Here is a 13308-nt window from a genome sequence, read left to right on the forward strand (position 1 = left end):
CCTGAGCCTAGGGCCGCGATCTTGGCCCCCGCGGGAAGATCGGCTCGCAGCAGGCGGCTGTACGCCGTGCCGGTGCAGCGCAAGCGACAACAGCGTGCACCACCGCCCTATAAGATTTATTTTCGAGGAAGCTCCACATGCCTGAAACACCGTTGAATGGCCTCATCATGCGCACTGCGGCAGTACGTCTACCCGGCCTTGGTTATATCTATGCCGTAGACCTTGAAAAAGAAGCCGATGAGATTCCACATGCCATTACGTTCAGATACAAGGACGGCACTTTTACCAGAGGTGAGGCCAACTATGATGCCCATTCGTTAGCCATTGTTTCTCAGCCTGAGCTAGGACTCATTGCCATATCTGGCGCCGGCTATTACTCAGCCATCATGGCAAGCGGCACCACTGCCGGCGACATATTCGACGACAGCACACCTGCACCCCAAGCGCCAAGAGCCGGCGGTATTCGCAGCGTGGCGGCGATCAACGGACAAGCCTTTGCGGTTGGCCTGAGGGGCATGGTGTACCGCTTTGACGGCCCCAAACGCTGGATACGGATCGATGATGGCCTACCGGAAACGTTCGATGCGCAGGCGATTCATGGCTTTTCAAATACAGAAATCTATGCAGTCGGCCGGGATGGCGCGATATGGCGATTCGACAGACATGACTGGCACCCTTGCGAATCGCCAACGGCGGTGACGCTCACATCGGTCAAGTGCGCGCCTGATGGAACGGTGTACATAGCGGGCCACCGCGGGGTGCTGCTGCAAGGGCGCAAGGATATGTGGAGCGTCATCGATCAAATAGCAGTCTCCGATGATATCTTGGATCTTGAATGGTTTATCGACACCCTTTACGCCTCTACCATGTCGAATGTCTATCGGCTGAAACAATCGCAATTAGAGCCTGTGAACTTCGGCGATGATCGTCCAGCGTCCTGTTACCAGTTGAGCGCCACCAGTGACGTGATGTGGTCGAATGGCGAGTCCGATCTTATGTCTTTCGATGGCACTGAATGGACGAGGATCGTTTGAGCAGCTGTCTGGCTTTGAGCAATGGGCCTTCCCCGATAGGCTACTTGCCTTCAATGGGTGCATGACGTCAGAATTTCCGATCGTCCGACAGGGAACGATGAGCATGGACTTACATGACCACCCCACCTTCGGTTGGGTGCAATTCCCGGAGGGACGTGCCAGATTTTTCGGCTTGGTCCGCGGCGTTGACGAGCTCGGGCACGAGACGTTCGCTGTCGAGGTAGATGGCAACGAGTTCTTTGGAGAAATCGACAGAGCCTTCTTGCCCAACAACAATGACTACAACATTGAAGTGGTCTCGTTCGGCTACGGCAGCGAAAGATGTCTAGGAATGCCGATGCTTGGTGGATGTCAGATCTTCTCGCAAGCTCAAATCAACACCATTCAGGCACTGATCGCTCAATTGATCGCTGCCGGCACTCAATTTTCGGATAGACCGTCTCTGTTGACGGAGTATCCAAGCGCCCACTTCATGGGCCAGGTCAGCTTCAGGGATGGCTGGGTTCTAGTCGCGGATGGTGGAACCACCTCAGATCCCGACCATCGGCGTCTTTCTTGAAATCACCGCTGTGATGGCAGAAGCTATCACCGAGTCGTAGAGTAGGGCTTCGCAGGTCGGGCACCAAGCGAACCGCCTGATCGGGACCTGGCAACTGGAAGCCCGCTTGCAAGGTTGTAATTTCCGATGACCCAACATGGAAAACTAGGCATGGACTTATCCAACCACTCCACCTTCGATTGGGTGCAATTCCCGGAGGGCCGCGCCAGATTCTCAGGCGGCGTGCGCGGCATCATGGATGAACAGGGTCATGAGACGTTCGCCGTCGAGGTAGGTGGCGAAGAGTACTTCGGTGAAATTCGAGATGCATTTCTACCCAACGGCAATGACTACAACATTGAAATAGTGTCATTCGGATATGGCCGCGACGGCGACATCGGAATGCCGATGCTAGGCTCATGCCGGGTCTTCACTTCAGCAGAAGCAAGCACCATTCAGGCACTGATTGCTCAACTGATCGCTGCCGGCATCCACTTTTCGAATAGGCCATCCGTTCTAAACGAGTATCCGGACGCCCATTTCATGGGCCAGATCCTCTTCAGGAATGGATGGATTCTAGTCACGGATGACGGAGCCACGGCATGAGCGACGACTATTCCAAACAGATCGAGCAAATCAGAAAAGCTCAATCACTGGAGGAAATCCAGGCGATCGCGCGTCAATACCCCGCCAAAGCCGTAGGCGAAGGAGGCATCCTCTATAGCCGCCCGGTCGGCACCGTATCGTCTGAGGTGATCGCCAAGGAACTTGCGAGCAAGACGGGCGAGCCCATCATCAACAACACGCCACGAGCACAATTTCTTGGCGACAAGGAAACCGTAGCAGCCATCAAAGACACGGCAACGCGCATATTCAAAGGACAGGGCCAGGGCCTCGATCAGGCCAAGCTTTCTACTGAAGATTTTCTATATGGCAACCCCAAGGCTGTTGCCAAGAGTGCAACTTCGTTGGAAGGCTCCCTTTGGGGCGAAGCCTCCAACGAGTTCGCGGGTTCGCTGCGCGGCGACATCAAAGTGGTCGCCACCAACGCCAACGTAGAGCGGGTTTTCGGCAAGGTGGAACTGCCCGCCGTGCTGGAGAACCCCAACGTCAGAACCCTGGGCGGGCAGCCGGTAAGTGAACTGAAAACGCTCTACGCCCAAGGTGGCGCCGATGCCGTGCTGCCCAAGGTGCAGGCGCAGTTCATCGAGGCGGCGCCCAAGGGCATCTTCGTGTCGCCAGACAACGTGGGAGCGAAGGTCACCAAGGTCTCGCTGTCGCAGGAGGCTGCCGCGACCCTCGGCGCAGATGCCGCCAAGTTCCCGCCCGCTGCCGAACTGGCAAACGCGGGCTTGACCCGTGCGCCCACCGGATTCAGTGCACCTGCGGCGTCGGTGGGAGAAGCGGCCATCACCGGTGAAGCGGTGGCGGCGTCCAAGGGCCTGCGCCCCGGCATGCTGGCGAAAGGCGGGACCGTGATCGCGGTGGCCGCGCTGGCGTACGACTTCTCCACCACCGGCCATCAAGTGGTGAAGCTGGAGGCGCAAGGCAATACGACAGGGGCGGAGTCGGCCAAGACCCATTTCATCGGCCGCAATGTCGGCGGTATCGGCGGCGGTATCGCGGTCGGCTTCCTGGCCGGTGCCGGCTACGGCCTGGCGGGCGGCTCGCCAAGCGGTCCGGGCGCGCTCGTCACGTCGGCGATCGGCGGCGTGGCTGGCGGCGTCGGCGGTGCCTTCCTTGGCGAGAAATGGGCGCAACAGAAGGACATCGATAGCGTTTTCACCCAGAAGGACCGGGACGGCAACGAATGGAGCCGCGATCCCAACGATGCGAAAGGCACCTGGTCGCGGGTGGCCGAGACGCAACAGATCAAGGCCACGACCACCACGGCATCGCCGGACAGCGGAAGCGCCACCTACAGCAAGGTCAGATATGTGGCCGGAGACGTGCTGGCCAACCAACTGAACTACAAGTCCGCCAACGCGTCCTACGAATTGGGACTGGCGAATCTGTCGCAGCCGCAGAATCCCTATTCCATCCCATCCGGCAAAGGCGAAGCCCGCAGCCTGGACGGGGAAGGAAACTGGGTCCGTGATCCGCAGACCCATGGCTGGTCGCGGACGGTCGTCGACCAATACATCGAGCACGGCATGAAGGTCACCCATGCCGAAATCGCCACCCCGCAACGCGCGGCCGAGCTGGACCAGGCCTCGAAGCTGATCATCGCCCAGAACGCGGCCAACACGCCGGCCGCGATCGCTGGCCGCTACGAAGTGGCCTACAACCAGTTCGGCTGGCACCAGCACGGCGACATGCCGGCCGCAGTGAAGCACGCCAGCGCGCAGACGGACTCCCTGCAGGCGTCCGATGGCCACACCTACACCCGCGGCGCCAATGGCGAGTGGGCGACGCCGGGCATGATCTACGGCACCAACCAGGCCCAGGGCAACGTCCGCGACGAATTGAACGAAGTGCACCGCAGCCAGCAGGCCGGGTTGCAGGAGTACGCGGCCATGGCGGCCGAAGCGCAGGCCAATCCGACGCTGCCGAAAGCCACGACGATGCGCGGCATGGTGGCCGGCGCCTATGCCGGCGCCGGGATCGCGCGAACCGACGCGGAGATCGACGCCGCCACGGCCGCCGTCGCCCGCACGCACGCCCACGACGGCCTGGATGCCGGCAAGCCGTACTCCCTGATGCTGCAGCCCGATCCCAAGACCGGCCGTCCGGGCCCGAACAGCGCGATCGTGACGATGATGGACGATGGCCGCGACGGCTTGCTGTCCGACAGCAAGATGGTGCCCAAGGCCATCACGACCGCCGCAGAGATCAAGCAGGCGCAACAACCGGCGCTGGACGGCCAGAGCCCGGCGATCAAGGGCGAGTCCAAACCAGCGGAACCCAAACCGCATGCCTCCCTGCCGGCGGGCGGCTCAACGACGGCCGCCGCTGCCGAGCACCCCGACAAACAGGCACCGGCCTTAGGGCAACTTCCCCCGCACGATCAGGCGCTCTTCGCGAAGCTCCGTAGCGATACGCCGCCACAGGTCTCGGACGATCACGTGGCCCGCGCCATGCTGCTGAGCAAACAGGAGGGCATGACGGACGCCAGCACCATCGGTGGCGTGCGGATGGCGGGCGACACGCTGTGGGTGACCGGGACCACGCCGGGATTCAGGGTGTCGGTCAATACCAACGAACCTGCGCCCCCGCTGCAGGAAACGTCGCAGCAATCGCTGGCCTTCAACCGAGCGCAGGAGCAGCAGCTTGCGCAGGACGCGACGCAGCGACATCAGGACAGCCTTGGTCGTGGCGGACCGACCGTCTGACGACCACGCCGCGCCGAGCAGCGGCGCGTTTTATCCAGCATCCGAGCGCGAACCAACATGCCCATCACCGTCACTGCCGAAAGCGAACTGATCGTCGGCACCGCCCTGGTCGTCGAGGCGCAAGCGCCGCAGGACGCCTTCGTTGCCGTCTTCGAAGACGATGGCGACACCGGCTATTTCTATGCGCTCGACACGTCGGCGCACGACAACCCCATCCAGGACGCCCTGCACATCTACAACGCTGCCGACGTCGCCGACAAAGAAACACCTTCCGAAGTGCAGATCGGCTGGTCCCAGGACAGCAGGAAGGTGGTGCTGCTGATCAACGGCTATCCGCATGCGGTGTTCGATTTCGAGGCAAAGCGCGGTTACTGCCGCACCGGGTTCCCGCCGGCTGCGGAAGACAGCCCGTGGGGTGTGCACGGCCATGCGTGGAGCGATGCCGCCGTGGAGTTGTTCGCGTGATGCGCTTCCAGTAGCCGGCCGATCGGGGATCAACCCACCGGGGGCGGCTGCACGGACAACGGCGCCAAGCTCGCTCATCGCACCCGAGCCTCGAACCAGGCCCACCGCCACACGAACAAGCCCGCGCCCGGATGACCGGGCGCGGGCTGTGCATGTTGCAACTGTGGTCCAGCGCCGCGCTCTCGGCCGCCTGCTGCAGGTGCACGTTGACCTGCGGATAGGGCTTGATCTGCGCCACCGCCGGCGGCAGCACGAAGCGCGCGTGGCTGTTGGTGGTGGTCAGGGTCAGCTGGCCCTGGCTCTCGCGGCGCTGGTTGGCGGCGTAGGTGCGGATGGGCAGGTTCAGCGCGTAGCGGCAGCGCCCATGTCGAACAGTTGGAACTCGCGGATCTGCGCTGCATCCGCGCCGGACAAGATCAGGCTCATGCGCGAGGCGCTGATTGCCGGGAAGTGATCGACCTCCATGCGCCCGATCGCCTGCGCCACCGGTGCCCAGGCGCCGTCGCGGAACACTTCCACCCCGGTCATCGGGCAGCCGGTTGCTCGCGCCAACCGCGGCATGTGGTATTTAATTGATAATAGAGAGGTATCGTCAAAACCCGGCCAGGACAGGACCACCATGCTGCGTTCCTTGCTGTTCCCGCTGCTGTCGCTGTTCGCCGTCCGCGCGATGGCCGCCCCTGCGCCGGCCGCGCCGTCGTCGGCCCCGCCCTCGCCCATCGTCTACAGCGAATTCGTCAATGCCGAGGCGCCGACCGCGCAATGCCATGCCTCGACCCTGCTGGAAACCCGTGACGGCCTGCTCGCCGCGTGGTTCGGCGGGCGCCACGAAGGCGCCGACGACGTCGGCATCTGGGTCGCACGCCGCAACGCCCGGGGCTGGCAGCCGGCGCAGCGCGTGGCCGATGGCGCGCAGCCGCAGGGCGCCCCGCTGCCGGCATGGAACCCGGTGCTGTTCCAGCCGGCGCGCGGACCGCTGCGGCTGTTCTACAAGATCGGCCCCGACCCGAAGCGCTGGTGGGGCATGCAGATCACCTCCGCCGATGGCGGCGCGCACTGGTCCGCGCCCGAGCGCCTGCCCGAGGGCATCCTCGGCCCGATCAAGAACAAACCGGTGCAACTGGCGACGGGGCGCATCCTCAGCCCCAGCAGCAGCGAGGATGCCGGCTGGGTCGCGCACATGGAGTGGTCCGACGACGACGGCGCGCACTGGACCCGCGGCCCGGCACTGAACGACCCGGCGCGGATCGGCGCGATCCAGCCCAGCGTGCTGGTGCATGCCGACGGCCGCGTGCAGGCGATCGGCCGCAGCCAGCAGAACCACGTGTTCAGCACCTGGTCGCGCGACCACGGCCGCAGTTGGGAACCGATGACCTTGCTCGACCTGGCCAACCCCAACTCCGGCACCGATGCCGTGGTGCTGGCCGACGGCCGCTCGCTGCTGGTCTACAACCCCACCGAAGCGGGCAAGGACTGGTGGGACGGCCGCGGCACGCTGGCGGTGGCCCTGTCCGACGACGGCACCCACTGGACCCGCGTCCTGACGCTGGAAGACAGCGCCAAGGACGAATTCTCCTATCCGGCGGTGATCCAGACCCGCGATGGCCTGGTGCACATCAGCTACACCTGGAAACGGACACGCATTAAGCACGTGGTGCTGGATCCGAAGCGGCTGCTTGCTGCTGCAGCGAAGCTTGATGGCAAGCAATGAGATGAGATCGCGCGCCGGCATGAGGCGCCTTGGCGATGTCGGCGGCGTCACCGCGCATGGGGCTGCGCGAAGCGGCATTCGCGCCGTGCGCGAATGAGCGATCCGGCGCCGCAGCTATCAGCGAAAGCAGCGCGGACTTTCCCCTGTAGGAGCGGTTTCAACCGCGACACAGACCCCGGCGATCGCGGGCTTCGGCAGCGTCGGGACTGAAGTCCCTCCCACAGTGCACGCCAGCCGACTAACCGCATGCCCCTTTGTAGGAGCGGTTCCAACCGCGACACAGACCACAACGCGATAGCGTAGTTCGGCAGCGTCGGGACTGAAGTCCCTCCCACAGTGCACCGAACCAACTAACCGCAAGCCTCCTTGTAGGAGCGGTTTCAACCACGACACAGACCACGACGCGATCGCGGACTTCGGCAGCGCCGGGACTGAAGTCCCTCCCACAGTGCGCCCAGCCAGCTAACTGCAAGCTCCTTGTAGGAGCGGTTTCAACCGCGACACACACCACGACGAAGCAGCAAACTTCGGCAACCGGCGGGGCTGGCGCCCTCCCACAGTGCCCAAGGAAGCCCGACCGCAAGCCCCCTGTGGGAGCGACTTCAGTCGCGACGAACGGAGCCTGCCACCAACCATCGATCTGGTGACATGCAGAGGCCGAAGCTCCTTCTGCAATGTCGCGGACACTGACCGCAATCCGCATCATCGGCGGCAACCAAGATCGCTCCACCCCATACCGTCGCTGCGGTCCGATCACCCACGCACAAACCACCAGCGCCCCTACTCCGGCAACAGCGCCACCATCCGCCGCACCCGCTCCACATCGGTCTGCATGCGATCGCCGCCCAGGCTGCGCACATGCGGATGCGGCGCCAGCGCCCGCGATGCCAGCGGCCCGCGCGCCGAACCATGAAACTCGCGCGCACCGGTCAGCGCCCGCAATCGCGCCAGATTGGTATCGGACACCCCCGACCCGGGCATCACGCTCAAACGCGCACCCGCCTGCTGCACCAACGCCGCGATCAGCGCTGCGCCCTCCTCCGCCGTCTCGCGCGCGCCGGACGTCAGCACCCGCTCGCACCCCAACGCGATCGCATCCTCCAGCGCCCGCCGCGGATCGGCGCTGACGTCGATGGCGCGATGGAACGTGACGCCGAGCGATCCCGCCGCCGCGACCAGCACTCGCATCGTCGCCATGTCGACCTCACCGGCCGGATCCAGCGCACCCAGCACCACCCCGTCGCAGCCCAGGCGCACGCACTGCTCCACGTCGCGGCGCATCGCCTCCACTTCCGCTTCGTCGAACACGAAATCGCCGACCCGCGGACGGATCAGCACATACAGCGGAATGCGCAATTGATCGCGCAACACCGCCAGCGTGCCGAACGACGGCGTCAGCCCGCCGCCGTCCAGGCCGCCGCACAATTCCACCCGCATCGCCCCGCCAGCCTGCGCCGCCAGCGCCGAGCCGGTCGAATCGGCGGCCACCTCCAGCCCCATCTTCACCACCTCGCTCATGCGGCCGGCTCCGCGAAATGGCTCTGTCCAGGCAGCAACAGATCCTGTTGCTGCGCATCGCAGACCGCGTAGCTGAAACCGGGCTGGATCGCGAACGCACCGACCTCGCCGCGCTTGTTCATCGCCAGGAACCCGACCTGCAGATCGCGGGTCAGCTGCGGCTTGCGCCGCACGATGCGCATCACCACCTCGCGGCAGGCCTCGGCCGGGCTCTTGCCCTGGCGCATCATCTCCACCACCGCGAAACTGCCGACATTGCGGATCACCTCTTCGCCGACGCCGGTGGACGTGGCACCGCCGACCTCGTTGTCGACATACAACCCGGCGCCGATGATCGGACTGTCGCCGACCCGCCCGTGCATCTTCCACGCCATGCCGCTGGTGGTGCAGGCCCCTGACAGATTGCCGTGCGCGTCCAGCGCCAGCATGCCGATGGTGTCGTGGTTGTCCTTGCCGCCAGGCAGCGTGCCCTTCTGGTACGCGCGGTTCTCGATGTTCGCTTCCGGCGCGTACTTGGAGGTCTTCAGCCACTCCTTCCACACCTTCTCCGAAGACGGCGTCAGCAACTTGGTGCGCTCGAAGCCTTGCGCCAGCGCGAACTGCAGCGCCCCGTCGCCGACCAGCATCACGTGCGGCGTCTTCTCCATCACCCGCCGCGCCACCGAGATCGCATGCACGATGTCCTCCAGCGCCGCGACCGACCCGCAGCCGCCGGTGTGGTCCATGATGCAGGCATCGAGCGTGACCCGCCCATCGCGGTCGGGATAGCCGCCCAGCCCCACGGTGGGATTGTTCGGATCGGCCTCCGGCACCTTCACCCCGGCCTCCACCGCATCCAACGCCGCGCCACCGCGCGACAGCACCTGCCACGCCGCCTGGTTCGCCGCGATCCCGAAGTCCCAGGTCGAGATCACCCGCGCCGCACCACGCGGCAGCGGCGCGACGCTGCCCTTGGAGCTCGCCCACGCGCGCGGCAACGCGGCGGCCAGGCCGGTGGCGAGGGCGCCGAAGGCGGCGGTCTTCAGGAAGTGGCGGCGTTCGTGCATTGGGTGGCTCCGGCGCGGGAAGGAAGGGCGCAGCGAGAAGATCGCACGCGGCTAGCCTTGCATCATGCGGCAGAGTGGGAGTGGATTGAATGGGGGGCTGTGACGACGGCGCCAGCTGAGGCCAAGACCAACGCGTCGACACGGCCCGCCAGCGGCCACCGCGATAGCACACGCCTACATAGCCGCTGCTCAGCAAGATCTGCAGCGGGCGGGAGGTCATCAGCAGGATCCGCCACGGAAGCTGGCGAGGCATCGGTCGCAAACGCATGCCACTCAGATGGGGCGGTTGCCATGTCCTAGAAAGGCGAACACGACAACTCCCAAAGTAGCCAAGCGCCGAGACTAGCGAATGGAATCCAACAGCGTCTGAGCTGCCTGCCTTACATGGGCAGCCGGATCGTCCAGGTAAGGCGTTATCAGATAAGCGTCATCAGCGGAGATAAGCCCGTCCAGTTCATCAATCGCGTTTTCTCGAACAATTGGATCCTTGTCATCCAGGCCCGTCAGCAGCAGCGGCAGTGCGTCCTTACCGAGCGCTTCTTTTGCATATCTGAGCGCCGCGCCCCGGACGTAGGGAGAAGCATGGTGCAGTTGCGATGAAATGATCGGCCATTCCGCCGAACCGATCCGCCTCAAGCCATCAATAGCAGCGGCGACAACCAACGCCTCATCATGATGGAGGAAGCTTTTGATCGTCGGCTCACTCTCAATAGAAGAAGCTATCCCCAAGCCACAGATACCTGCGCGCAGACGTTTACTGGAGAGACTACCCAGAACACTTTCCAACGCATGTCGGTAGTCCTTAGCCAACTCAGCAGCGACGACATCATAGAAATCGTCATCATCAAGGATTTCGCAGAAAAAAAGCCCCATTAGCTCATCAAATGACTTCCCGACTATACTAATTAGAGTAGTCATCAGCCTGCCCCCCAGCAAATACGACGAATTTTATTCAAGCCCTTACCACGATCGGGATAGCCGCCCAGCCCTACCGTCAGATTATTGGGGAGCGGCCTCCGGAACCCGCACCCAGGCTTCCACCGTATCCAGCGCCGCCACGCCCTGCGACAGCACCTGTCACGCCGCCTGGTCGCCGCGATCCCGAAGCCCCAAGTCGAGATCACACGCCGCGCCGCGCGGCAGCGGCGTAACCCGCTTACTAGACGCGGCCCATACGTGCGGAAGCGCGGTGACCAGAGCCGTGGCGACGGCGCCGAAGACTGCGGTCTTCAGGACGTGGCGGCGTTGGGGCATAGGGGAAAACTCCGGCGGTGGAAGAGTGCTCGGGCGACGCACGCCGAGCCTCACATCGTGCGGTAGAGTAGGACGAGATTGAGCGCCTCGCTTGTCAGCGGATCACTCTCAGCTACCGCCTAGGAAACCTAGATCACGACACCCGACCTTTTTAACTCTTCAGAAATTAAGGAGCCCCACTTTTTGACAGGTCCAAATTGGCTATCAGCTAGCAACAGAGAAATTCCACGAGCCCCACGCAAATCCCCTTGTGCCAAGGCACGTGTAAAGTACGTGATTGCAACATCACCCTGACCGTTCCGCATCGCGGTCTCGCCAATCCAAATACTGGCATCGCTGGATCCAAAACAAGAAGCCTTTCGCATCAATGACCCAGCCTTACGACTAGACTTAGCTCCGCCCTCGCCAAGCAAAACCATCGACGCAAGATTAAAGGAAGCATCCGCATCACCTTGCTCGGCAGCCTTCGAATACCAATATCTAGCCAGTACAAGATTAGCCTCGACTCCATCCCCAATGGCATAGGAAGTAGCAAGAGTCGACTGAGCGGAAGCGTCTCCGCTCTCAGCAAGTTCTTTTAAGCTCGATATGTTCACATCAACAAAGTCATTTTCTTTTTCCACCCTTCCAACCTCTACAACTTCCGGCAAGGCCATTGCAATGCTTCTTCATGCAACCGACAGGTGTATTCATATTCGCAGCATCCCATGCATTGTTCCAAGCCTGCGCATCATTGGAACCCACGCCAAGCCCGTAAATAAAATCGGGACATTGACAACCCTCCTGAGTTCGACCTCGGCCTGACGAACCATTTTCTTCAGCCTTGCATTTCATCACACACCAACTTCCATTCCGCCCAGCACGCCCAACTGTTCGCCCCCAATCACGCGCGGTTGTGCCGTCCGCGGCAGTCGCTCGATCCCAAGGATCCGAGCTTGAATAATAGCCCTCTGGCACCCTCTCACTACCTGGAAATGGAATTGCAGGAGGCCACCACCAAGGAACCACAATAACGCGATCGAGCCCTGCTGGATCCACATAGCCGAGTGGTGCATGCTCAACGTAGCTGTATGTTGAAGGTCCACCATCAAGCCCAATTGGGTCACTTTGCATGTACCGCCCAATGCCGGCGTCATAGTCTCGGAAGTAGTTCTGATTGAACCCCGATGCTGCATCGTAGCGCTGCCCCGGGAAGCGCATGTCGAACACGAGTGCCGCGCCGTCCTTGTCCGGGTCTTGGTCCGGTGGGGTATTGCCGAAGGCTTCGCCCTTCAGGTCCCACGTCCAGATCGCGACATCGCGGACCGGATCGATCACTGCGCGGGGGGTGCCCAGGTGGTCCGGCTGCACGTAATGCAGGCCGTTGCTCGCCAGCAGGCCGACCGGCAGGTCGCCGGTTGCCGGTGGCGTCGTAGCTGTAGCCGTCGATCACCGTGCCAGTGGGACCGTCCTTGAACGCGGTCAGCCGGCCCAGCGCGTCGTAGTTCAGGCTGACCACCGGAGCGGTGTTGCCCGCGGCGGTCAGGGCACTGAGGTTACCGGCCGGATCGAAGGCGAAGCCGGTGCTCAGGCCGTCGCTGCGGGTGTCGCTGACCGCCAGCGGATGGTAGTCCTGGTCCAGCACGCGCTGCATCGGGCGGCCGTTGCCGTAGGACCAGCTGGCCACCGGGCCGAACGGGTAGTAGGTGGCATTGCCCAACAGTACTTGCCGCGTGCCGCCGGCCGGGGTCACACCCACCTCCGTGGTCTGGCCTTGGGCGTTGCGCACGTAGTCCACCGCCGCGCCATCGGGATAGGTCAGCTGGCTCAGCTGACCGGCTTTGGTGTAGGCGTAGCGCAATACGAACACCTTGCCATTGGTGGTCTGCACCTTGTGTACCAGGTCGCCGAAGCGGTCGTAGCAGTAGTCGGTGATGCCGCTGCCGTCCTGCATGCGGGTCAGACGGCCGACCGCGTAGGTCTCGCCACTGGCGCACGTAGTCAGGTGATCTGGCTGCATGTAATGCAGGCTGTTGCCCGCCAGCATGCCGACCGGCAGGTCATCCAGCCAGATGGCCTGCTGCAGCGCGGCGCCGTTGTTATCGTAGTCGCCCAGCCAGTGCCCGGTTTCGTCGTACAGCGTGTAGGTGCTGGCGGTACCCAGGAACTTGCGGACCTGCTCGCCGCGCCCGTTGTATTGGCAGTTCATCACCACTGCGCTGAGGCGGTGATTGGTGGCCGGATAGGTATAGGTCTGCGTCGTGGTGTCGACCTTGCCGCTGAGCCGATTTCCGGTGGCATCGTAGCTTTGGCCGGGAGAGGCCGAATGGAGCAGGCGCGCTTGATACATGCCTATGCATGCGGGCGTATATTCCGTGGAAGTATTCGGTGCCAAGCGATGCGCCATATAGGGCAGAGCACGATTCGCCTT

11 protein-coding genes and 3 pseudogenes are annotated in these 13308 nt (G+C 63.1%); 6 read left to right on the top strand and 8 right to left on the bottom strand.

Going from position 1 to position 13308, the window contains the following annotated elements; all coding sequences use genetic code 11:
* Positions 1-137: 137 nt before the first annotated feature.
* The 5 genes from NUG20_RS15565 (at position 138) to NUG20_RS15585 (ending at position 5369) form a co-directional block, all read left to right on the top strand.
* Entirely contained in the window at positions 138-1034 is an 897-nt protein-coding gene (locus NUG20_RS15565) for a beta propeller repeat protein (protein ID WP_263395346.1), read from the top strand.
* A gap of 61 nt (positions 1035-1095) precedes the next feature.
* A complete protein-coding gene (locus NUG20_RS15570) occupies positions 1096-1593 on the top strand; it encodes a hypothetical protein (protein ID WP_263395347.1) in 498 nt (165 codons plus the stop codon).
* A gap of 150 nt (positions 1594-1743) precedes the next feature.
* Positions 1744-2178 carry a hypothetical protein gene (locus NUG20_RS15575; protein ID WP_263395348.1) on the top strand — a complete coding sequence of 145 codons (435 nt, stop codon included), beginning with the start codon at positions 1744-1746 and terminating at the stop codon, positions 2176-2178.
* Positions 2175-4904, top strand: coding sequence for a hypothetical protein (locus NUG20_RS15580; RefSeq protein ID WP_263395349.1), 2730 nt, complete (start codon positions 2175-2177; stop codon positions 4902-4904). Before NUG20_RS15575 ends, NUG20_RS15580 begins: the two co-directional genes overlap by 4 nt.
* A 57-nt stretch (positions 4905-4961) precedes the next feature.
* Positions 4962-5369, top strand: coding sequence for a DUF2251 domain-containing protein (locus tag NUG20_RS15585; protein ID WP_263395350.1), 408 nt, complete (start codon positions 4962-4964; stop codon positions 5367-5369).
* 166 nt (positions 5370-5535) lie between these two features.
* Here NUG20_RS15585 and NUG20_RS15590 read toward each other — a convergent pair.
* Positions 5536-5703 (bottom strand): annotated as a pseudogene (locus NUG20_RS15590) (CysB family transcriptional regulator); the annotation flags it as partial.
* 8 nt (positions 5704-5711) lie between these two features.
* Entirely contained in the window at positions 5712-5990 is a 279-nt protein-coding gene (locus NUG20_RS15595; RefSeq protein ID WP_263395351.1) for a hypothetical protein, read from the bottom strand.
* Here NUG20_RS15595 and NUG20_RS15600 point away from each other — a divergent pair.
* Complete coding sequence (locus NUG20_RS15600) at positions 5989-7080, top strand: sialidase family protein (RefSeq protein WP_263395352.1); 1092 nt, start codon at positions 5989-5991, stop codon at positions 7078-7080. The two genes, NUG20_RS15595 and NUG20_RS15600, sit on opposite strands and share 2 nt — an antisense overlap.
* Positions 7081-7860: 780 nt before the next feature.
* On the opposite strand, the gene NUG20_RS15605 is transcribed toward NUG20_RS15600, so the two are convergent.
* From NUG20_RS15605 to NUG20_RS15630, 6 genes and pseudogenes are all read right to left on the bottom strand, one after another.
* Entirely contained in the window at positions 7861-8580 is a 720-nt protein-coding gene (locus tag NUG20_RS15605; protein ID WP_263398502.1) for a copper homeostasis protein CutC, read from the bottom strand.
* A 14-nt stretch (positions 8581-8594) separates the two neighbouring features.
* Positions 8595-9644 carry a glycosylasparaginase gene (locus NUG20_RS15610; protein ID WP_263395353.1) on the bottom strand — a complete coding sequence of 350 codons (1050 nt, stop codon included), beginning with the start codon at positions 9642-9644 and terminating at the stop codon, positions 8595-8597.
* A 342-nt stretch (positions 9645-9986) separates the two neighbouring features.
* The gene (locus tag NUG20_RS15615; protein ID WP_263395354.1) at positions 9987-10562 is read right to left on the bottom strand and encodes a HEAT repeat domain-containing protein; all 576 of its coding nucleotides are present in this window, start codon (positions 10560-10562) and stop codon (positions 9987-9989) included.
* Positions 10563-10609: 47 nt separating this feature from the next.
* Positions 10610-10898 (bottom strand): annotated as a pseudogene (locus tag NUG20_RS15620) (N(4)-(beta-N-acetylglucosaminyl)-L-asparaginase); the annotation flags it as partial.
* 128 nt (positions 10899-11026) lie between these two features.
* A complete protein-coding gene (locus NUG20_RS15625; protein WP_263395355.1) occupies positions 11027-11554 on the bottom strand; it encodes a tetratricopeptide repeat protein in 528 nt (175 codons plus the stop codon).
* Positions 11505-12879: pseudogene (locus tag NUG20_RS15630) on the bottom strand (RHS repeat-associated core domain-containing protein); the annotation flags it as partial. The gene NUG20_RS15625 and the pseudogene NUG20_RS15630, both read right to left, overlap by 50 nt.
* Positions 12880-13308 lie beyond the last annotated feature (429 nt).

The organism is Xanthomonas sp. CFBP 8443, assembly GCF_025666195.1.
Classification (GTDB): Bacteria; Pseudomonadota; Gammaproteobacteria; order Xanthomonadales; family Xanthomonadaceae; genus Xanthomonas_A.